A 21,011-nucleotide genomic window follows, 5' to 3' on the forward strand; every position below is an offset into this window, starting at 1 on the left:
AGAATTATTTGAAAGATTGGTACTATACTGGATAGTGAAAAGAGAGCTTCCTCTCCCTATCTATACAAGGAGAACTCATCATGGAAAATATTTTGGTTTTACAGCAAGTTAGCAAGAAATTCGGCCAACAATATGCCCTGACCGACGTGAGTCTGACCATCAAAAAAGGTGACATTTACGGTCTTATCGGGAAAAATGGAGCCGGAAAAACGACCCTCATCAAGATTATCGCTCAGTTACTAGAGGCAGATAGTGGCAGTGTTTCTCTTTTTGGTTCTCAAAATCAAAAAGAATGGACGCAAGGTCTCAAGCGGGTCGGGTCTGTCATCGAAACTCCAGTAGCTCACAACCATTTGACAGCCTACGAAAATCTTAACTACTACTGCAAACTCCGCCATATCCCCCATGCTGACAAGGTTATCCAAGAAACCTTGGAATACGTAAACTTAACAGATACTGGCAAGAAGAAATTCAGAGATTTTTCACTCGGTATGAAGCAACGTTTGGGTATTGCTATCGCCTTGCTATCTAAGCCAGATTTGATGATTCTAGACGAACCGATCAATGGTTTAGACCCAGTCGGTATTAAAGAATTCCGTCAAATGGTCCAACGGCTCAACGAAGAATTGAGGATGACCTTTATCATCTCCAGCCACATCTTATCTGAACTCTATTTAGTGGGAACAAAGTTTGGCATCATCGAACAAGGCCGACTGATTCGAGAAATTTCTAAGTCTGAGTTTGAAGAGCAAAGCGAAGACTATATTGTTCTTAAGACTTCCAAATTAGAAGAAGCCAGCCGGCTTATTCATGACCAGCTTAATTATCGGATTAAGGTGGTCAATGCTTCTGACGAAATTCATATTTTCACTCATTCGCACCAAATCAGCAAGATTGTAGAGGAACTTGTAGCTGCAGGTCTACCTGTGCAAGAAATCTACTATGCTCGCCAAAATCTGGAAAACTTCTTTACGGATTTAGTTGAGTAACAAAGGGAGGCTCATTATGATCGACTTCATTCGTGCCGATTTTTACCGGCTCATGCGCTCAAAAGGCTTTTGGATTACTGAGTTTTTATTATTCTGTGTGATTTCCTCAGCAACCTTCCTTCAAGCAAATATTCATTTTGGAGCAAATATCTCCAGAAATGCGGCTGCTAGTCAATCTCTAGGAAAACTAACCGGCCTTCAAGCTTTGGACTATTTTGCAGGCAATACAGACAGTCTACTCCTTTTCACCATCATTATCATCAGTATGGTCCTTGGAGTGGATCTATCACGAAAGCTCTACAAAAACTGTCTCAGCTATGGCATCTCTAAACTCAGCTATTATTTTTCTAAGTTCTTTGTTTGCGTTAGTATCGCACTTCTACACCTTCTCTTTATTCTGGCTATCTCCTTTGTGACTGCCAGCCTGTCCAACGGAATCGGAACTGCCCCTAGCTCTTTTTTGCCTCATCTGGGCGCTGCTCTTTTCGTTCAATTTCTCAGCACTATCTCTTGGATTAGCATCATCTCTTTGGTCCTCTATGCCAGTCACTCTATCGTATCTAGCTTTTTAACCTATTTTATTGGTGGAGCTCTACTATCTATCCCTCTTATCTTTTATCCTGATAATGAATGGCTCCCCTATCTCACTCTACGTTTCAACACTGCTATGGCAGCTGATGGAGGAACTGTCATCAAGGCCATCCTTACGACATCAGTTGTTACCCTCCTCTTTCTCATTGGGGGACTGAAGATTTTTAAAACAAAAAATTTATAAGATGCTAGTAGTATTTTAAACAATAGGAGGAAATTCCATGTTACACACCATTCAGGCGGAACTCTTCCAGCTCACTCGTTCCAAACTTTTTTGGATAATAGAGGGTCTGCTCTTCCTCCTCATCTTCGTTAGCTCTTTTGGAGAAGCTAGCTTTAGCTTATATGTCTCTACACCTTCTGGACAAGATGAAATAGTCCGTCAAGGATGGACAGGATTTCAAGCTCTCAATCAAGTCGCTCACGATTTCCTCCCTTTTGTCATGATTGCAGTTCTTGTCCTCACTACTTCTTTATTGGGGCGAGACCTGACCAAAAAACTCTACAAGAATACATTGGCTAGTGGCCTTTCGCGAAAAGAATTTTATCTATTTAAAACTGCTACCCTTACAACTACTAGTCTTATTCAATTGGCTACCGTATTTGTCACAGCTTTTATCTTGGGAAGTATCTTTCATGGGCCTGGGATCATGCCAAAGGATTTCTTTGAGAATTTTTCACTATCCTTCTTTCGTTCCTTTGTCTTTATCATGGCCTGTAGTTCTGCCTTTGCCTGCCTACTCTACCTAACCTACTCTACTCTAGCCAGCTATCTAATTTTTTTCGTCCTGATAATGCTTCAGGCTAGCCTCCACGCTCTTTTCCCTCAACTAAATTCTGATTTCTTCACATTCTTGATCCTTGCCGGATCCCTTTGGGGTGGCTATCAGGCCTTCCAACATCGAGACTTATAAATTTACAGAGTTAGTCCCTGACTAGCTCTTTTTGTTTTTCTTTGTATTTCATATTTCTTTAGAAATACTTTAAAAAGACTTGAGAAATATTTGAAATTTGGTTTGTATACTATAGTTAAACCTAAGAAAGCGAGAATATGCTATGCAAACTGTTTTAGAAGTAAAGCAAGTTACCAAACAATATGGCCAACAATATGCGCTTGATCATGTCAGTCTTTCGATCCAGAGAGGTGACATCTATGGACTGATAGGCAAGAACGGAGCTGGCAAAACCACTCTTCTCAAGACCATTAGCCGGCTCATTCATGCCAACAGCGGAACCGTGTCTGTCTTTGGTTCGCAGAACTCTAAGGAATGGAACGAAGCCCTGCGTAAGATAGGAACTGTCATCGAAACACCAGTCGCTTACAATCAGATGACTGCTTATCAAAACCTCAACTACTACTGTAAGGTCCACCAGATTGCCCAGCCTGACCAGCTCATCAAGGAAACCTTGGCCTATGTCGGATTAAGCAATACAGGGAAAAAGAAATTCCGCAACTTTTCGCTAGGAATGAAGCAGCGCTTGGGAATCGCTATTGCCCTTATAAACAAGCCTGAACTCATGATTTTAGATGAGCCCATCAACGGCCTAGATCCGCTTGGCATCAAGGCATTTCGACTGATGATTCAGCGACTCAACCAAGAATTGGGAATCACTTTTATCATTTCCAGCCACATCTTATCCGAGCTCTATCTGGTAGCCACCAAGTTTGGCGTGATTGACCAAGGACGACTCGTCGCAGAATTCACCAAAGACGACTTTGACCGAGCCAGCGAAGATTATATCGTCCTCAAGACCAGCGATAGAGAACAGGCTGCCAATCTCATCCAAGACAAGCTCCACTATCAGCTCAAGGAAGCTGATAAGCCTGACGAACTACACATTGTCGCCCAAGAACAGGAACTAAATGACATCAACAGGGAGTTGGTCCTATCCAACATTCATGTCAATGCTATCTATGCAGCTCACAAAGATTTAGAAAAATACTTTACAGATTTAGTCCAGTAAGGAGAAAAAAACATGTTACATACTTTTCAAGCAGATTTTTACCGTTTCTTTCGTTCCAAGGCTGTTTGGATTACCGAATTCATCTTTCTACTGACGACCTTGAGCGTAGTCTTTAGCAAATTAAATGCCGTCCAGCTGATACAAGCTGGCTCCAGCGCAATCGGTAATAATACTTTTATCATCATTATCCTCTCTATGATCGTCATCGGGACAGATCTGAACAAGCAGCTTTACAAGAATACATTAACCAGTGGCGTTTCTCGTACCAGTTTCTTCGTCTCTAAAGCCCTAGTCATGGTCTGCCTAACCTTCCTGCAGTTGGCTCTCTTTTATAGCATCAGCTTTATCCTAACGACCATTCTAAACGGTATTGGCGATTTATCCACTATCTTCCTGCTTCAGTTTATTCTTCTATTCTTTGTGCAGTGCCTGACTGTCATGGCTTGGACAGCCATTATTTCCTTTATTCTTTATCTGAGTAAATCTATGATTGCTGCTCTGGGAGGTTACCTTTTCTGCGCATCTTTAACTGGAGCTCTTGCGCAATTATACCCCAAATCTTTATGGCTGCAGCATTTCACCATGAGCTTTGACTTTGATACGCTTCAAAGCAGTGGCGTAACCTTGAGAATTATTCTCATCGCCTTGGTCTTTGGAACCGTCTTCACCGTAGCAAGTCTCTATACTTTCCACAAAAAAGATTTATAGTAAAAAAAGGAGCTGGTTCTTAACTGGTTCCTTTTAATTTTTTCATTTCGTATTTCTTTAGAAATACTTTAAAAAGACTTGAGAAATATTTGATAATTAGTTTGTATACTAAAACTATAAACAAAGGAATTAAAGGAGAAACAGCATGCAAAATGTTTTAGAAGTGAAAGGGCTCACTAAAAAATACGGTGATCAATATGCTCTGAAAGATGTCAGTCTTTCCATCAAGAAAGGAGAGATCTACGGTCTCATTGGTAAAAACGGTGCTGGTAAGACCACGCTAATCAAAATCATCACTCAAGTCATCTATCCTAGCGGAGGAACAGTGTCTGTCCTGGGCTCTCAGAGCCAACAAGAATGGACCAAAGCCCTCAGCCATACTGGATCTGTCATCGAGACCCCTGTAGCTCATGCCCACATGTCGGCCTATGAAAATCTGCGCTACTACTGTACCGACCGGGGTATTCCAAATGCTGACAAAGTCATCAAAGAAACCCTACAATATGTCGGCCTGACCGATACTGGAAAGAAAAAATTCCGCAATTTCTCTCTGGGGATGAGACAGCGGTTGGGCATTGCCATTGCCATTTTGGGGCGTCCCGACTTGCTCATCCTGGACGAGCCCATCAATGGTTTAGATCCAGTTGGGATTCAGGAATTTAGAGAAATGGTCAAGCGCCTCAATCAAGAACTAGGCATCACTATCATCATTTCCAGCCATATCCTGTCCGAGCTCTATCTAGTCGCAACTCGTTTTGGCTTTATCAATCAAGGACGTTTCATCAAAGAGCTATCTAAAGAAGAATTTGACCGAGAAAGCGGCGACTATATCATCCTCAAAACGGATAATATCAAGCAAGCTGCTCATTTAGTGCAAGACAAGCTCGGCTACCAAATCAAGACGACCAAGAAGGAAGATGAGCTGCATATTTCTGGCCAAGTACAAGAAATTCGCAAGATTGCCAAGGAATTAGTCCTAGCCGACATCCCAATCGGGGAAATCTACTACGCCCACAAAGACTTAGAAAAATACTTTACAGACTTAATCAACCAACAAGGAGGAAACACTCATGTTTAATAGTATCAAGGCGGACTACTACCGTATCTTCCGCTCCGTAGGATTCTGGGGAGTCCAGGCTTTCTGCATCTTTGGAATTCTCCTTGCCATTTTCACTTCCCAAGCCGTCAGTTCCGACAACGGTATCTTTTTTGCCATATATGCCGTCACCTACAACATCGGCATGCTCTTTATTGCCTGCAATGTCATGACTAGCTTGCTTCTAGGTGTTGATCTCAATGACAAACTTTATCACAATAACCTGACTACAGGCAAGACTCGAACCCAGTATTACTTCTCTAAAGCACTGGTTATCGCTAGCTTACTTCCTCTACAGTTCATACTGCTCTACACTTTTGGTATTGTCATTGAATTTGTCCGAACCGGCGGTAATATGGGAACCCTGCCAGCTAATTTCTGGGGACAATTCGCAATACTCTTTGTCATGCAGGTCATCTGTACCTATGCTTGGTACTGCATTACCAGCTTTGTCCTCTACTTGACTCGAAACTATAGTGTCGTCTTTATCACCTATATCATGACCTACATCTTACTCGGTCTCCCTAGTCAAATGTTCGATGCCAATAATGAATGGTTCAAGGCTATCAAGATGGAGTTCTTCTACGAAGACGCTTCAATACCAGGTGTCATCACCAAAACAGCTATCTTTGCTCTCAGTCTAATCACGGTCTTTACAATAGCAGGACTGGCTACACTGAAGAAGAGAGATTTGTAAAATAAAAACTCAGCTAATCACTAAATTAGCTGAGTTTTTTTGAGCAGATTTCACTCCTTCAGGTCTAGCCCTCTTTATCGGCTTTCTTTCACTGCTTCCAATCTTTGCTTTTTCAAGAACAGACTGATGCAGACTCCTAGGATAAGGTAGAAAGTGACAAAGGCAAGGCTAGCTGCTAGACTAGTCGGATATGGAAAGATCTTGCCCATAGGAAAAAGAACATTAGATAGAAATCCGAGAGGAACAAAAAGCAAGAATAAAATCAAGGCTAGCTTAACCTGAAAAGAAGGTCTTACCTCGGATAGATTGTGGCCTGTTCCCCACACCAGTAGCCCTACTCCCTGGACGATCAGCACCGGCGTTAGCAAGACACTAATCTTGAGAAAATCAGCTAAGATAATGGAGAGGATGATACCCAGACCGGCCAAGGCAAGAGAGAGTTGATAGCAGATATTGCTGGCTATTCTCCTGTGCTCAATTGACTGCTCTTCCTCTTTCTGGACTACTGGCTCAATTCCCTTGAGCAGATAGTCTGTAGTCACCTCAAAATAGTCACTCATGGAAATAATCTTATCCAAATCAGGCATACTCTGCTCGCTCTCCCACTTGGAAACGGCCTGTCTGGACACACCGAGTTGATCGGCTAGCCCCTCCTGAGAAATGCCCCGCGCTTTCCGCAGGTACTGAATTCTATCTGATAGTTTCATGGATTGTTTTACCTACCCTTTCTTATTTTTTATACTTTCTTTCATTGACACTTATTATAGCACAAGGCGAAGAGACTGCAAATTCTGCCTGTCACCTCATCATACAATGCTAGGTTTATTCTTTTTCTTTGTTCATATAGCCAAAATAATCTTGGTAAATGGTACCGTCCTTGTCGAAGACTGCTGTCGCCATGCCAGCCGATGTCTTTTCATGTTCCTTAACATAGTCTTGGATTTTCTGTCCGATTTGGCTATAGGATGTCCCAAAGGGAAGTCGAGTCTCATCAGCAGTAGCTGATAAAGCTGTTAAAAACAAAAATAAGATTAGCATAATGAATAAAGGAATTTTCTTCATGCTTTTTCCTCCTTTAAATTAAACTCAAGTTTTTAATCAAAATCCTCAATGACAGCGATTCGTTCATTCCGAAATCAAAAACTTGGCTTCTGCTTTCAGATTAACAAAAAAGCCAGTTGCCTTTCTAGCGACTGGACTTGGAATAAAGAAAAAATCTAGTTGCTTTTTGAGTGATTGAACTTGGAATCATTGTCAACTGTCAGTTGCAAGTCAGTTATATCAAGGGTTTAGACCATGTGGCTGATTTTTCACTTTGACCGGTAAAATGGCCTCTCTAAGTTGACTTGCTTTTCAAATCACAAAACAAAAAGACATTTTTATCATACCTTTCTTCGATTTAATCTAAAAATAAACCTCAGCCAATTCGAAAATTAGCTGAGGTTTATGAGCGGATTTTAAGGCTAGCTGATAGAGCTGAGCCTTCCCTATTTTGCTTTTTCAAGTCTTTTTACAAGGTCACAACCAGTTCAAACCAATCGTCCTCGGCTTTCACGGTCAAGTCCCCGCCTAGGATTTCGACTAACTGCTGAGTGATATAAAGCCCCAGACCAGAGGACTCCTCACTGCTGGAGAGATTTTCTGAATAGAAACGGTTGGTTAATTTATCCAGGTGCAAGATTGGTTGTTGAACGATATTTTTGACGGTAAAGATACAGTGTTCGCCGTCTTTTTTCAGAGAAATACTGGCAGCCTTTTGACCATGTTTAAGGACATTGCTTATCATATTTTGGACAATGCGCTCCAAAATATCAGGATCCGTTGTCAAGGTCAAACCTTCAGTCAAATCAAGATCCAAGTCAATCTGAGCTTTTTGAAAGGCATCGTAATAAGCAAAAAGTTGCTGAGTCACCAGCTGAGAAAGATCCGTCTTAACAAAGGTTGGGCGAATAGCTCCCTCCATCAGTCTGCGATACTCCATTAAGGCCTCTAGCCGTTTGGACACCATTCCTAGACTATCCGCAATCTTGGCCAGTTGCTGACTTTCTTGGCTGTTTTCTTTTAATAGTTGCTGGGTGTAGCCACTAGCAATGGTCAGAGGAGTGCGGATATCGTGAGCAATATTACTGATAGCCATGTCCAGAGTCTTCTTTTCTTGCTGTACCACAAAGGTCGTCTTATCCAGCTCCTGAAAGATCTCCTCAACCTCTTCAGTTAGCTCTAAAATACTTGCTAGATGGACCGATGGAGCTAGCCTACTAGAACTAGCCTGTTGACGCTTTTGCCGGATTTGCTGGGCTACATCCTTAACTGCCATATGATAACGAACCAAAACGAGGACTAGAAGCAGACAGATAATGACCAATAAAAATGCAAGAACTCCCATTTCAGTCCTCCTTGAGCCTTACACCTAAGCCCCAAACTGTTTCAACATACTCTTCGGATGGATCCAGCTGAGCCAGCTTTTTACGTAGGTTGCTAAGATGAGTATTGAGGGTATTGTCCCCAGGAAGATAGGCTTCTTCCCATACAGATTCAAACAAAGCTTCTTTAGTAAATATTTTTTTAGGATAGCGGAGCAAGAGTTGAAAAATTTGAAATTCTTTCTTACTCAAACGAACTTCTCGCTCTCCACAAACAGCCTGGAAAGTTGCTGGCAACAATTGAATATTCTTAAAACAAAGGCTTTCTTCCTCGGCTGACGAAGCATGCTGACTACGCAATTGGACTGTCACACGGGCAAAAACCTCATCCAGATTAAAGGGTTTGACAATATAGTCATTAGCTCCATTTAAAAGATACTCGCTGACCAGCGACTTCTCTCCCAAAGCCGTCAGCATCAGAATAGGTACTTGGCTGTTAGTCCTGCGAATTTCCTTCAATACTTGGTCACCATTCTTACCAGGCAACATGATATCCAGCAAGACCAGATCAGGTTTTTCCCGCTCAAAAACAGACAACCCTTCTGTTCCCGAATAGGCTGAGTAAACTTCATGTTCTTTCTCAAACAGACTTGTCAGAATCGCATGAATATCATTATTGTCTTCAATCACCAGAATTCTAGCCACAGTCCTTCTCCTTCGCTCCATTTTTACTATTAGTGTAGCAAGGAAAAAGCCGTAAGTCAATGAAATGCCGTCTTCGGACAAATCTTTAGAAATATTTTAGAATTTCTTGAAGAATATTTGAAACCTGTTCCTTACAATGAAAGAAAGCAATATTTCTGGATCGCATGTAGAAAGGAAGCAAAGAATGATTAGAGTATTTTGTAGAGTTATCTTTAGAAGTATAAGATTCGCTATTGAGGATTTATAAAAGAAAATTTATTTACACTATTTATTTTTAGGGTCATAATGCTTGGATTCTCCCAGTTCTCATCCGATTCAGTCTAAGATCGGAATAGGGACAAAACATAAACAAGGCTGAGACACTCATATCTCAGCCTTTTCCCTATTTCACAGATGCTCCGTTAGTCGCGATGACTTCCTTGTACCAGTCAAAGGATTTCTTCTTGGAACGTTTGAGTGTTCCCCTTCCTTCATTGTCCCGGTCCACGTAGATAAAGCCATAGCGCTTCTTCATCTCGCCAGTTCCGGCTGATACCAGGTCGATACATCCCCAGGTCGTGTAGCCCCACAGAACTACCCCATCTTCATTGATGGCTTCTCGCATGGCCTTGACATGGGCTGCCAGATAGTCAATCCGGTAATCATCAGCCACATAGCCATTTTCATCTGGAGTATCCACTGCACCCAGACCATTTTCCACGATAAACATAGGCTTTTGATAACGATCCCAGATGGTATTTAGCGTAATGCGCAAGCCCAGTGGATCAATCTGCCAGCCCCACTCAGAAGCTTCCAAATAAGGATTCTTGAGAGAAGCAAAGATATTGCCCTCAGTCAGCTCGTTGACCTTAGGATCGCCCGAAGCCACCCGGCTAGAGTAGTATGAGAAGGAAATGAAGTCCACCGTATGCTCCTTGAGCAGCTGCAGGTCTTCTTCTGTCATTTCGACAGTGATGCCCTCACGCTCCCAAGCTTTCTTGGCGTAATTAGGATATTCGCCACGCGCCTGCACATCAATGAAGAAATAGTTTTTCCTGTCTTCCTCCATACCAGCCCATACATCGCGTGGATGGCAGGTGTTAGGATAATTTTGACCCGCTGCCAGCATACAGCCGACCTTGTTTTCTGGGTCAATCTCATGAGCCAGCTTGGTGGTAATAGCTGACGCGACCAGCTCATGATGGGCCGCTTGATACTTGACCTGCTCCTCATTTTCACCTTCTTCAAAGCAGAGCCCCGCCCCCATAAAGGGTGCATGGAGAATCATGTTAATTTCATTGAAGGTTAGCCAGTACTTGACCAAGCCCTTGTAACGGGTAAAGAGAGTGTGGCAGAGACGCTCGTAAAATTCCAGCATCTTACGACTCCGCCAACCACCATATTGCTCAATCAAGTGCATGGGACAGTCAAAGTGAGTAATGGTCACCAAGGGCTCAATGCCGTACTTATGGCATTCCTTGAAGAGGTCTTCGTAAAATTTCAGGCCCGCTTCATTAGGCTCCAGCTCATCCCCCTTAGGGAAAATCCGGCTCCAAGCAATGGAAAGACGATAGGTCTTAAAGCCCATCTCGCCAAAGAGGGCAATGTCCTCCTTAAAGCGATGGTACATGTCAATAGCTTCCTTGGCTGGGTAGAAATAGCCTTCCTCAAAGTCAAACATCTTTTTCTTACCCGTGATGATGGCCAGACGGTCCTCACCAATCGGCACCACATCTACATTGGCCAGCCCACGGCCATCCGCATCATAAGCGCCCTCACACTGGTTGGCAGCTGTCGCTCCACCCCACAAAAAACCATCAGGAAAAGTCAGTTTTTCAGTCATATTTCTACTCGCTTTCTTATTTGCTTGTTTATTTACTTATATTATAGCTCATTCTGTAAACCTTTTCTTATAAAATACTATGACATACTGATACTATTCTACTATTTAAGTTAATCAGATCCTTTTTAAAAAAATTATCCTCTCAAAAAAAGCAATAGTCTCCTCTGAAACAAAAAAAGAAGACTGAAAATCAGTCTCCTCCGTTCCTTTTAAATCAAAGCTGTGATAGCAGTTACTAGACCAAAAACAATCCCGGGTGCATTGGCTGCTGCAAGTGGAATATCTCTTTCCTTTTTGAAAAGTCCATAGTAGACCCAGAGACTGCAGTTAATGGCTGCGACCAAGGGTTGGATGAAGTTTCCTTTTTGACCAGCTAGATTGTTCATGATTTGTGGGAAGTAAGACACATACATCATAACAGACATGAAGGTCGCTACCCAACCTAAAATTTTCATTTGTTTTTCAGACATTTTCAAACCCTCTTTCATTTTTGCTGAATCATATTTTATAATCTTTTTTCAAAACAATCAAGACTTTGAAGCTTTTGTTATGAAGATGTAAACTATCACAATCTTGTGATAAGAAATAAGAGTGAAGTTGGGAAAAGTATTTATAAGCAGAAAAACGAATATTTTTATGTGCTGAAAAATCTTGATACTGGGTCTTTTATTGCTGAAATATTTACTTCATTTTATGATAAAACTGACTTTTGGGCCAGAATTAATATTTTCCTAAATCTACAACTTGTTGATATCTACTTTCATCATCAATATGATGGGCAATTTCTAACATCATAACAGGAAGAGAAAATAGTAGTTCATGTACCATGAGGGCGTTTTCTTTATCTAGGGTTGCTGTTACTTCATCAGCCAATAACAGATTTTTTCTACGAAGAAGAAAGCGTGCCAATTCAATCCGCACCCTTTGTCCCCCAGAAATATTCTCCCCGTTATTCTTGATAATAAAATCCAGCCCACCTGTCAATTCATAATCTAGTTTGACTTGTTTCAAAACAGCAAGCAGCTCTTCCTCAGAAAATTCTTGTCCTAAGGTCAAATTGTAACGCACTGTATCGTTAAAGAGAAATGGGTGTTGGTTAATAATTCCTATACTGGATACAAAACTTGATGTAGACTCATTAACAGTTGTCACGCCGATAATTTCTCCCTCATCTGCTATTTCTTCTCCAGTAATGAGTCGGAACAAGGTTGACTTACCACAACCACTCGGTCCTTTGATTAAAACTTTCTGACCTGCTTGAACATCCAAGTTTAGATGAGTAAAAAGCTGTCTGTCACCATAGGATTTACTTAAATTTTTAATGTGCAGGGCATGCAATTCTTGCGCATCTTTTTTATCTATCTGTTTTACATCTCCAATTTCTAATATTCCAAAAATCTTATCTGCTGTCGTTTTTGCCCCTTGTATATCTACAGCATCATACATAATAGTCTGAATGGGGCTCACTAACTGACCTGCTGCGATGTACATGGCAACAAGACTTGCCACTGACACTTTCTGCCCAGCCATAGCAAAGTAAAAACCTAAAACAAGTGGTAAAACTTGGCTCAAAAAGACCATGAATCCGTTGCAAAAGAAAATAATATTATGGGTAAAGCAAAACTTTTGAATTGCTCGTTGATATTTTAGATTAATCTTCCAAAATCTGTTCTGATTTTCAGAAATTGCTTGGTTCATGAGTAGAGTATGTGATCCTCGGATACTATCAGATACTTGATTATGAACTTCTACTCTGCCTTGCGCCATATCATCACCAGTATGTTTGAGTCTTTTATTCATCAAGAACTGAGGAATAGGACGTAGAATAGTGAAAAAGACAAAAATGCTACCTAGCAACAAACTTTGCGAAATAATATAAATCGCTGTTAGTAATGCAACAAAGCTCCAGCAAATGATATTGACGTATTTTTCTAAGTAATTATCCCCCAAATACTCCATATCTTGTGTGAGCATGGTGATTTTTTCATCTTCGCTAAAATCTTTATTTGTCATCAGCTTGTCAAATAAATCTGCCCTCATATTCATTTGAATTTCACGACGAAAAACATTATGTGTATGATTACAAAAGAGCATTAAGCTATACAGGACAAAGTATACTGTAAAGCCAAAAACAGCAAACTGTATGATTTTAGAATAAGTCAGTTCTCCTTGATTTAAGGACAAGGCTCGTGATACGACTAAGGGTTGAGCAAGAGCCAAACCTCCATTTGCCAGTGCACCAATGATAGTATAAAACTTCGTTTTCTTGTCCAGATAGTGAAATATTTTATTCACAATGCCCTCCTAGAAAAAGAGAGAGGCTAGCACTCCTCTCCATTTTTATTATATAAATTTAACAAATATTACAATCTCATTATTCCTATCTTCTATCTATTTTAAATATTTGTTTACCTCATTTTCTTCAAGTAAATATTTATTCTCTTCCAAATAGGCAATATATTCACTTTCCGTTGTTTTATTTTCTTGTATATTCTTCTTCAATTCATTCGTAATCAAAAATGAATGATTATTTTTGGTATTAAAATATACACTACCATCTTCAGTATCATACCTTAAGACATATCGTGATAACTTTCATATTACCACCTCTTTATCTTTGCTTTATTTTAAATACATTATACAACTATTAAAATAATAACTCAAGAAAAATCAGAATATTAGAAAACTTCTACATTTTAATAATTTTTAATCGAGTACAAACTAATTTCAAATTCCCTTATCTACCACTATACATGCCGTACTATCACATTTCTGTTCGTAGAGACACAATCTCTCTATTCCTTGCTCTAAGGTTAACTTCAAATGACTACGCGTCCTATTTCATACGATAAAAATCAATCACTAGACCAGCAGGGCCTTTAACTAGCAGGGATTCTGTTCCCCAATCAGTTATAGCTGGACCGTGTAAAATCTCGGCACCAAACTCTTTCAACCGTTTGTAGTTCTGGTCTACATCCTCAACCTCGATGTGGAGAATGATCCCTGACTGAAAATTTTCCAAAGGAACCAAATGATTTTGGGACAACATGAGACAGTGACTGCCAACCGTGAACTGAGCAAAACTGTCGTCAACATAGTCTGCCTTTTTATCCAAAATACGCTCCAAGTCAGCACAGACTTGAGGAACATTTGACACGATGATATCTAATTGATTTAAATTCATTTACTCTCCTCCATAAAAAGACCGGATTGCTTCGATCTTTTCAAGTTCCGCTCTATGAAAATCAAAGAATAAACAAGGCATCGAACCGCAGGCAGTACTGAAGTACGGCAAGGTGAAGATAACACAGTTTACATTTGATTTTCGACGAGAGGAATTATTTAATTGCGCGTGATTGCAATCCTTCTTCTTCCAAGAAGAGACGGAATGGTACGAGTTCTTCTGCTTCGTATTTGTCCTTGAAGGCTTTGATTGCTTCTTCTGAGTGAAGTTTTGGATCCAATTCAAGTACTTCTACTGGAAGTGGACGATGTTGAGAGATGCGAGCATCGATCACAACAGTTTTACCTTCTTTGTTCAATTTAACAGCTTCTGCAACAACTGCGTCGATGTCTTCGATACGATCAACTGTAAATCCTACAGCACCTTGCGCTTCAGCGATTTTCGCGTAGTCCGCGTTAGGGAAGTCACAACCAAACAAGTGTTTGTTTGTGTCTTCGTATTTGTCCTTGATGAAGGCATATTTACCATTTGAGAAGACAAGGTTGATAACTGGAAGGTCGTATTGAACGTTTGTGATCACGTCTGGGTAGCACATGTTGAATGCACCGTCACCCATGATGTTCCATACTTGGCGATCTGGATTGTCTTTCTTAGCAGCGATACCACCAGGAAGGGCAATACCCATTGTCGCAAAGAGTGGAGATGTACGCCACATGTTCTTAGGTGTCATGTGAAGGTGACGAGTAGATGTTTGAGTAGTGTCACCTACGTCGATTGAGTAGATAGCGTCTTGATCAGCATGTTTGTTGATTGCATTGTAAACTTGGTACAATTGCAATTCACCCTCAGTTTTACCTTCGAGTTTGTTCATGTAATCACGCCAGTTTTGGTTGTTCTTAACGTTTGCACGCCACCATGGAGTAGATTCTACTGGGTTTACTTTGTCAAGGATTGCTTTCGCTGCTTGACCTGCATCACCAAGGATTGAAGCGTCAAGGGCATGACGTTTACCAAGTTTGTATGGATCGATATCGACTTGAATGAATTTTTCAGTGTTCTTGAAGGCTTCGTAAACTTCAGCAAATGGGAAGTTTGAACCAAGGAAAAGAACTGTGTCTGCTTCAAAGACCACTTCGTTGGCTGGTTTCCAACCAACACGGTAAGCAGAACCTGTCAAACCTTCGTAGTTCCATTCAAAAGCTTCAAAGTTTTTACCAGTTGTGATGATTGGTGCTTTGATTTTACGTGACAATTCAGTAATCACTTCACCAGCTTTGACACCACCGTAACCAGCATAGATAACTGGACGTTCAGCATTGTTCAAGATTTCAACTGCTTTGTCGATTTCAACTTCGTTCAAGGCAGGAGCGATGAATGAGCGTTCGTATGAACCTGAACCGTAGTATGAGTTTTCGTCGATTTCTTGGAAACCAAAGTTTACTGGAATTTCAACAACAGCTGGACCTTTTTTAGAAACTGCAGCACGGCAAGCTTCGTCGATTACTTTTGGCAATTGCTCAGCGTAAGCGACACGTTTGTTGTAAACAGCGATACCGTTGTACATTGGGTTTTGGTTCAATTCTTGGAAGGCATCCATGTTGAGTTCGTTAACTGGACGTGATCCAAGGATAGCAAGGAATGGAGTGTTATCCATAGCTGCATCATAAACACCATTAATCAAGTGAGTCGCACCTGGACCACCTGAACCAACTGCAACCCCGATTGAGCCGCCGAATTTAGCTTGCATGACCGCAGCAAGAGCACCTGTTTCTTCGTGGCGAACTTGCAAGAAGCGGATATCTTTGTCTTCAGCCAAAGCATCCATGAGTGAGCTGAGTGTTCCTGATGGGATACCGTAGATGGTATCTACGCCCCATGTTTTCAATACGTTGAGCATTGCTGCAGATGCAGTAATTTTCCCTTGAGTCATAAGAATAACTCTCCTTCAATAAATTAAATTTTCAGTTATTGAAAACATTTTCACTTGTGAATGAAAACGCTTCAAGCAACTTTACTATATCAATTTACCATATTTTTTCTCACTTGTATAAGAATATGCTCAGAGATGCTCAATCCCTATTACATAACAGATGCTCTTTTTTTGAGAAAATTTCACAAACTATAGTAGAATAGGATATTTTATTATAATTTGCATGCACCTCTAAGACTTGTAGCTGTAGGAAATCAAACAAAAAGCGATACAAAATTCTGTATCACTTTTCATTTCATTTAATCAATTTTCTCAACATTGAGAAGCAGCGAGCTAGTCAAAACAGACAAAGAACTAAGGGCCATAGCAAGACCTGCTAGTTCTGGATTGAGGATCAATCCCAGTCCTACAAAGACTCCAGCAGCAATTGGAATCCCAAGGATATTGTAGATAGAGGCCCAGAAGAGATTGAGTAAGATCCTGCGGAAGGTCTTTTGACTCATGTCAAAGGCGCGCACAACGCCAAGTAAATCATTTTGCGTGAGCACGATGCCACCGGACTCGATCGCAATATCCGTTCCAGATCCCATAGCGATCCCCACATCCGCGATCGAGAGAGCTGGAGCATCATTGATCCCATCTCCAACAAAGGCGACCTTGCTAGCTTCTTGCAGTTTTTGGATGGCGCTAGCTTTTTCTTGAGGAAGGACATCAGCAATGACGGTGTCAATTCCCACTTGCTTAGCAATAGCTTGAGCCACCCGTTCATTATCCCCCGTTAACATGACCGTTTTCAAGCCCCGTTCTTTGAGCTTTTTGATCGCTTCTTTTGAGCTGGCCTTCGGAGCATCTTGAATGGCAATCAAGCCAATCACTTGCCCATCCACAGACAAACTGATCACTGTTTTGGCCTGCTCTTGCAACTCTACCATCCGTTTTTCAAGCTCCGGATCCATCGCTGTCCCGTCATGAAGTTTGCCATTTCCCAAGGTCACCAACTGCTGGTCGATCTGACCTTGGACCCCTTTTCCTTCAATCGCTTGGAAGTTTTCCACAGGGAATAACACCAAACCTTTTTCTTCTGCTTGGGATAACACCGCTTGGGCTAGTGGATGTTCTGAAAAAGTTTCAAGACTAGCAGCCAGTGTCAAGACACGCGCTTCATCTCCTACAACATCGGTTACAAGTGGTTGGCCAATGGTAATAGTCCCTGTCTTATCAAACACAACGGTTTGAATCTTTTGCACTTCTTGAAGAACTGTTCCATTTTTAATCAGAACCCCCATCTTGGCACTACGGCCGGTTCCGACCATCAGGGCTGTTGGGGTTGCTAAACCAAGGGCACAAGGACAGGCAATAATGAGGACAGAGACTGCATAGAGCATGGCCTCTTGAAGCGACGCGCCCAGAAGCACGGACCAAACCCAGAAAGTCGCAATGGCCAAAATCGTCACCACTGGAACAAAGATACCTGAAATCTTATCCGTCAAATCTTGAATAGGAGCACGACTGGATTGGGCCATTTTGACAAAGTCCACAATTTGAGATAAGAGGGTCTCACTACCGACTTTTTCAGCCTTAAAGAGAATGGTCCCATTGCTGTTGATAGTGGAGCCGATAACTGCATCACCAACTGATTTTCCCACAGGCAAGCTTTCACCTGTCACCATCGACTCATCAATGGTCGTACTTCCTTCTACAATCGTCCCATCAACCGCAATCTTTTCCCCAGGACGGACCCGAATCAAGTCATCAATTTGGATATCTTCCGCCGCCACCTCAACATAGTTCCCATCACGGAGAACTTGAGCCGTTTTTGCCTGCAAATCCAACAACTTTTCCACAGCCTCGGAGGCATTGTTACGCATCCGTTCTTCAAAGATTTGCCCTAAGAGGATAAAGAAGATGATAAAACCCGCAGCCTCAAAGTATACTGGCTGACCAGTAAAAAGGGCAAATACACTATAGACATAGGCTACCAGGGTTCCAAGAGCTACCAAGGTATCCATATTGGAATGGTGCTTCTTAAATGAGGCCCAGGCACTCTTGATAAAAGGAACTCCTGCTACCAACATGATCGGCGTTGTCGCTAGAAAAGTCCCCCAGCGACTGACTGTATGGGATACAAATCCTGCCATCATCCCGATCATCAAGATCAATAAAGGAAGGGTAAAGATACTAGTAATCCAAAAGCGATCCCGTAAACTTAAGACACGACGGCGTTTTTCCACAACCGTGTAGGAACCCTTTTGCATCTTCATTCCACATGAAAACTCGAAGTCCCCTGTTTCTGTCGGGGTAAAGGATATCACCTTATCCACACCGACTTCCAAAGGCTCTAAAATCCCCTGATCTTCAAACAAAATTTCCTTGTAACAGCCAGAAGGATTGACCCGATGGAAGGTGATTTCAGCAGGGATCCCTTTTTGAAGTTGAAATTCTTTGGGACTATAGCCCTTTTCTGCTGTAATACGGATCTTTTGCACTCCGTTTTCCACAACTGCTTTTTGTTTTTCTACCATACCTACTCCTTTATTCCACAATCATGTGACCATGCATCATGTTCATTCCACATGAATACCCATATTCGCCCGCTTTTTCTGGCGTAATTTCAATGACATGTTTTTCACCTAAAGGCAAATCTTCATGAACTCCAAAATCTGGAAAGATCACTTGAGCCAGACATGAAGATGGATCCTTGCGATTAAAGATGATCCGGGCTGGAACATTCTTTTTCAGGACAATGGTTTCAGGCGAATAGCCCCCCATGACTTCGACTTCAATTTCTTGATAACCTGATTTCTGACGAGCGTGGCCGCTTACCTTTTCATGCTCTGCAAAGAACCACCAAGCAATAAAAGCAACCACAAGTAAACAAACAATACTAATCAACAATCCAAACATAGAATTTCCTTCTTTCTATTACATACAATTGCAAGGGACTGTTTCGACAGCCTCTGCTTTCTTTTCTTCCAGGACCTGCTGCAGCTGATTAAGATCTGCAAGCGTAAAGTCACTCGCCTGAATCAAGTTTTCAAGCACCTGGACAATCCTTTTGGAGCAAACCTTGTCTTTCACATCCTCAACGACCAAGTCTAAACTCTGGTCCTGCTTCAACAAAGCCGAGTAAACAAAGGCTTTGCCTGATTTTTCTCTAGTCAAACATCCTTTCTCCACCAAGCGGGTCAAGAGAGTCTTGACCGTCGACTTCGACCAGTCAAAGCGCTCGGACAAGACGGCGATCAAATCCGTGCTGGTCTGCTTGCCTTCCATCCAGATAATCTTCATGATGCGCCATTCCGCATTGGAAATTTGCATGACCTCTCCTTTCTAAATCTACATTTGTAAATCTTATAATCCTATTTTACCTCTAAGATTTACATTTGTCAACCAAAAGTTTTTAAAAAAAATCTTCCTTTGAAGATTTGTCTGGTTGGGCTTTTTTCGCTCCCTATTTTTATCTCTATAACGTCTCCTGCAAAGCCTTGGACAGGGCTGCATAGCCAGCAATGGTCAGATGGAGACCGTCAGTTGTGTAGTCTGGGCGCAGCTGGCCTTCCTCGTCCAGAAAAGTATCGTAGAGATCGATAAATTGGACATTCATGTAGGCGTTAGCCAGCTGGCGATAGGCCTGATTAAGGGCCTGAATCTTTTCATTGCTGCGGACATAGACCGTGCTCTTGTAGGCTGGAGCTTCATTGACCGGCAGGACAGACAGTAATTGGATCTGAGTCAAAGGACAGTCACGAGAAACCTCCTGAATAACGGCTTCCAAATTAGCCAGCGTTTCTGTCTGAGGCATCTCCTTGCCAATGTCATTGGTACCTATTAAAATAAAAACCTTATCTAAAGCAGAACCAAAAAGGTGGGCATCAAGGTTGTCTAGGAGCAAATCCGTCTTGTAGCCACGAATTCCACGGTTAATCAGAACCTTATTCGTCTGCAATAGTTCCTGCAAAGGATAGTATTCTACGATGGAATCTCCGATAAAGATAATATCTGGTTCCTTAACGGATACTTGATTCAATTCTCGGTATTTATCCTGCATTTTTGCCTGCTCTTTCAAGAGCCACTCTTCTAATAACTGTACTGCCATTATTCTTTTTCCTCTTCTAAGTATTGCTCAATCACTTGTAGAACACCGGCTTCTGTATTGGCCGGCGCTAGGTAATCTGCCACCCCTTTGACCCGCTCATCGCCATTCTCCATAGCGTAAGAAATACCAGCTAATTCAAGCATTTCAATGTCATTTTCACTATCGCCAAAAGCCATGATTTCCGCGCTTTGAATCTGCCACTTAGCCATCAGCTGCTGCAAGCCCCAAGCCTTGTGCATCCCATCTTGGAGAATATCAATGGCTCCATAACCACTAGCAACCGCGCTCAATCGGCCTGCAAAATGTTGATTAATCAGACGAGCATGCTCTGCTGCTGCAGCCTCTTCTACCATCATACTCATTTTTAAGACCTTGTCAAAGGGATAATCCTGAAGGCTTGGCACAAAGTTCATCCGTTTGTGGAAAAGCTGGGCCATTTCCTTAGTCATAACCTTTTCAATCAAGGGAAACTCTGTTCCCTCTTGAACAAAGCCGCCTCTTTCAGAGGTCACAACCAGCTGAAGCTCCCTTTCACGCCCAGCAAAGTAAGCCAGTGCATCCCTAATCAATCCGGCTTCCCAGAAGCTGCTCATGCTTAGCTGGTTCTTTTCAAAAATCCGAGCTCCGTTGGCGACTACCAAGGTCATTCGTTCTACCAAATCTCCCAATAGCAGGCGCATTCGTGGAATTTCATTACCAGTAGCCACCACAAAGCGAATGTCTCTCTTCTCCAGCTCATCTAAAATAGTAGCCAGACGCGGCAAATCCAGCTGTCCCTGTCCATCCAGCAAGGTTCCATCCATGTCTGTCGCTATCATCTTTACAGTCATCTTTTTATCCATTCCTATCTCTATCATCCAATTTT

The 21,011-nt window shown here is 41.8% G+C and carries 19 protein-coding genes and 2 pseudogenes; 7 read left to right on the top strand and 14 right to left on the bottom strand.

The window, feature by feature from the left end; all coding sequences use genetic code 11:
• Window positions 1-80 precede the first annotated feature (80 nt).
• From HMPREF0847_RS09310 to HMPREF0847_RS09340, 7 genes are all read left to right on the top strand, one after another.
• The gene (locus HMPREF0847_RS09310) at window positions 81-989 is read left to right on the top strand and encodes an ABC transporter ATP-binding protein (RefSeq protein ID WP_008808325.1); all 909 of its coding nucleotides are present in this window, start codon (window positions 81-83) and stop codon (window positions 987-989) included.
• A gap of 16 nt (window positions 990-1,005) precedes the next feature.
• A complete protein-coding gene (locus HMPREF0847_RS09315) occupies window positions 1,006-1,764 on the top strand; it encodes an ABC transporter permease (RefSeq protein WP_008808324.1) in 759 nt (252 codons plus the stop codon).
• A gap of 37 nt (window positions 1,765-1,801) precedes the next feature.
• Window positions 1,802-2,494: an ABC transporter permease gene (locus HMPREF0847_RS09320; RefSeq protein ID WP_008808323.1), complete on the top strand. Its 693-nt coding sequence runs from the start codon at window positions 1,802-1,804 to the stop codon at window positions 2,492-2,494.
• Window positions 2,495-2,636: 142 nt separating this feature from the next.
• On the top strand, window positions 2,637-3,545 hold the full coding sequence (locus tag HMPREF0847_RS09325) for an ABC transporter ATP-binding protein (RefSeq protein ID WP_008808322.1): 909 nt from the start codon (window positions 2,637-2,639) through the stop codon (window positions 3,543-3,545).
• 12 nt (window positions 3,546-3,557) lie between these two features.
• Window positions 3,558-4,253, top strand: a complete 696-nt coding sequence (locus HMPREF0847_RS09330) for a lantibiotic ABC transporter permease (protein WP_008808321.1) — start codon at window positions 3,558-3,560, stop codon at window positions 4,251-4,253.
• A gap of 145 nt (window positions 4,254-4,398) precedes the next feature.
• The gene (locus HMPREF0847_RS09335; protein ID WP_008808320.1) at window positions 4,399-5,331 is read left to right on the top strand and encodes an ABC transporter ATP-binding protein; all 933 of its coding nucleotides are present in this window, start codon (window positions 4,399-4,401) and stop codon (window positions 5,329-5,331) included.
• A complete protein-coding gene (locus HMPREF0847_RS09340) occupies window positions 5,324-6,046 on the top strand; it encodes a lantibiotic ABC transporter permease (RefSeq protein ID WP_008808319.1) in 723 nt (240 codons plus the stop codon). The genes HMPREF0847_RS09335 and HMPREF0847_RS09340 overlap by 8 nt, the downstream gene beginning before the upstream one ends.
• Window positions 6,047-6,134: 88 nt before the next feature.
• On the opposite strand, the pseudogene HMPREF0847_RS09345 reads toward HMPREF0847_RS09340, so the two are convergent.
• The 14 genes and pseudogenes from HMPREF0847_RS09345 to HMPREF0847_RS09410 all read right to left on the bottom strand — a co-directional run bounded on the left by HMPREF0847_RS09345 (window position 6,135) and on the right by HMPREF0847_RS09410 (window position 21,003).
• A pseudogene (locus HMPREF0847_RS09345) lies at window positions 6,135-6,753 on the bottom strand (helix-turn-helix domain-containing protein).
• Window positions 6,754-6,874: 121 nt separating this feature from the next.
• Window positions 6,875-7,108: pseudogene (locus tag HMPREF0847_RS09350) on the bottom strand (hypothetical protein); the annotation flags it as partial.
• 448 nt (window positions 7,109-7,556) lie between these two features.
• Complete coding sequence (locus tag HMPREF0847_RS09355) at window positions 7,557-8,432, bottom strand: sensor histidine kinase (protein WP_008808316.1); 876 nt, start codon at window positions 8,430-8,432, stop codon at window positions 7,557-7,559.
• 1 nt (window position 8,433) lies between these two features.
• Entirely contained in the window at window positions 8,434-9,114 is a 681-nt protein-coding gene (locus HMPREF0847_RS09360) for a response regulator transcription factor (RefSeq protein WP_008808315.1), read from the bottom strand.
• 382 nt (window positions 9,115-9,496) lie between these two features.
• Window positions 9,497-10,936, bottom strand: a complete 1,440-nt coding sequence (locus tag HMPREF0847_RS09365) for a 6-phospho-beta-glucosidase (protein ID WP_008808314.1) — start codon at window positions 10,934-10,936, stop codon at window positions 9,497-9,499.
• Between the two features lie 209 nt (window positions 10,937-11,145).
• A complete protein-coding gene (locus HMPREF0847_RS09370; RefSeq protein ID WP_001291473.1) occupies window positions 11,146-11,406 on the bottom strand; it encodes a SemiSWEET family transporter in 261 nt (86 codons plus the stop codon).
• Between the two features lie 250 nt (window positions 11,407-11,656).
• Window positions 11,657-13,231, bottom strand: coding sequence for an ATP-binding cassette domain-containing protein (locus HMPREF0847_RS09375; RefSeq protein WP_008808313.1), 1,575 nt, complete (start codon window positions 13,229-13,231; stop codon window positions 11,657-11,659).
• A gap of 541 nt (window positions 13,232-13,772) precedes the next feature.
• Window positions 13,773-14,120 (bottom strand): VOC family protein, encoded by a 348-nt coding sequence (locus HMPREF0847_RS09380; RefSeq protein ID WP_008808312.1) that lies wholly within the window; start codon window positions 14,118-14,120, stop codon window positions 13,773-13,775.
• 154 nt (window positions 14,121-14,274) lie between these two features.
• A complete protein-coding gene (spxB, locus tag HMPREF0847_RS09385; protein ID WP_008808311.1) occupies window positions 14,275-16,050 on the bottom strand; it encodes a pyruvate oxidase in 1,776 nt (591 codons plus the stop codon).
• Window positions 16,051-16,349: 299 nt separating this feature from the next.
• Window positions 16,350-18,572, bottom strand: coding sequence for a heavy metal translocating P-type ATPase (locus tag HMPREF0847_RS09390; protein WP_020992814.1), 2,223 nt, complete (start codon window positions 18,570-18,572; stop codon window positions 16,350-16,352).
• A gap of 10 nt (window positions 18,573-18,582) precedes the next feature.
• On the bottom strand, window positions 18,583-18,954 hold the full coding sequence (locus HMPREF0847_RS09395; RefSeq protein WP_002901455.1) for a cupredoxin domain-containing protein: 372 nt from the start codon (window positions 18,952-18,954) through the stop codon (window positions 18,583-18,585).
• An 18-nt stretch (window positions 18,955-18,972) separates the two neighbouring features.
• The gene (locus tag HMPREF0847_RS09400) at window positions 18,973-19,368 is read right to left on the bottom strand and encodes a CopY/TcrY family copper transport repressor (protein ID WP_002901456.1); all 396 of its coding nucleotides are present in this window, start codon (window positions 19,366-19,368) and stop codon (window positions 18,973-18,975) included.
• A gap of 145 nt (window positions 19,369-19,513) precedes the next feature.
• Entirely contained in the window at window positions 19,514-20,146 is a 633-nt protein-coding gene (locus HMPREF0847_RS09405) for an SGNH/GDSL hydrolase family protein (RefSeq protein ID WP_008808309.1), read from the bottom strand.
• Window positions 20,146-21,003 carry a Cof-type HAD-IIB family hydrolase gene (locus HMPREF0847_RS09410; protein ID WP_037622592.1) on the bottom strand — a complete coding sequence of 286 codons (858 nt, stop codon included), beginning with the start codon at window positions 21,001-21,003 and terminating at the stop codon, window positions 20,146-20,148. Before HMPREF0847_RS09410 ends, HMPREF0847_RS09405 begins: the two co-directional genes overlap by 1 nt.
• Window positions 21,004-21,011: the final 8 nt, after the last annotated feature.

It is taken from the genome of Streptococcus sp. 2_1_36FAA, assembly GCF_000161955.2.
Classification (GTDB): Bacteria; Bacillota; Bacilli; order Lactobacillales; family Streptococcaceae; genus Streptococcus; species Streptococcus gordonii.

Coding starts and splice junctions, on each gene's coding strand:
- HMPREF0847_RS09310 (WP_008808325.1), top strand. CDS start 81: ATGGAAAATATTTTGGTTTTACAGCAAGTTAGCAAGAAATTCGGCCAA.
- HMPREF0847_RS09365 (WP_008808314.1), bottom strand. CDS start 10,936: ATGACTGAAAAACTGACTTTTCCTGATGGTTTTTTGTGGGGTGGAGCG.
- HMPREF0847_RS09320 (WP_008808323.1), top strand. CDS start 1,802: ATGTTACACACCATTCAGGCGGAACTCTTCCAGCTCACTCGTTCCAAA.
- HMPREF0847_RS09380 (WP_008808312.1), bottom strand. CDS start 14,120: ATGAATTTAAATCAATTAGATATCATCGTGTCAAATGTTCCTCAAGTC.
- HMPREF0847_RS09340 (WP_008808319.1), top strand. CDS start 5,324: ATGTTTAATAGTATCAAGGCGGACTACTACCGTATCTTCCGCTCCGTA.
- HMPREF0847_RS09390 (WP_020992814.1), bottom strand. CDS start 18,572: ATGGTAGAAAAACAAAAAGCAGTTGTGGAAAACGGAGTGCAAAAGATC.
- HMPREF0847_RS09400 (WP_002901456.1), bottom strand. CDS start 19,368: ATGCAAATTTCCAATGCGGAATGGCGCATCATGAAGATTATCTGGATG.
- HMPREF0847_RS09355 (WP_008808316.1), bottom strand. CDS start 8,432: ATGGGAGTTCTTGCATTTTTATTGGTCATTATCTGTCTGCTTCTAGTC.
- spxB (WP_008808311.1), bottom strand. CDS start 16,050: ATGACTCAAGGGAAAATTACTGCATCTGCAGCAATGCTCAACGTATTG.
- HMPREF0847_RS09370 (WP_001291473.1), bottom strand. CDS start 11,406: ATGTCTGAAAAACAAATGAAAATTTTAGGTTGGGTAGCGACCTTCATG.
- HMPREF0847_RS09325 (WP_008808322.1), top strand. CDS start 2,637: ATGCAAACTGTTTTAGAAGTAAAGCAAGTTACCAAACAATATGGCCAA.
- HMPREF0847_RS09410 (WP_037622592.1), bottom strand. CDS start 21,003: ATGATAGAGATAGGAATGGATAAAAAGATGACTGTAAAGATGATAGCG.
- HMPREF0847_RS09395 (WP_002901455.1), bottom strand. CDS start 18,954: ATGTTTGGATTGTTGATTAGTATTGTTTGTTTACTTGTGGTTGCTTTT.
- HMPREF0847_RS09405 (WP_008808309.1), bottom strand. CDS start 20,146: ATGGCAGTACAGTTATTAGAAGAGTGGCTCTTGAAAGAGCAGGCAAAA.
- HMPREF0847_RS09330 (WP_008808321.1), top strand. CDS start 3,558: ATGTTACATACTTTTCAAGCAGATTTTTACCGTTTCTTTCGTTCCAAG.
- HMPREF0847_RS09315 (WP_008808324.1), top strand. CDS start 1,006: ATGATCGACTTCATTCGTGCCGATTTTTACCGGCTCATGCGCTCAAAA.
- HMPREF0847_RS09335 (WP_008808320.1), top strand. CDS start 4,399: ATGCAAAATGTTTTAGAAGTGAAAGGGCTCACTAAAAAATACGGTGAT.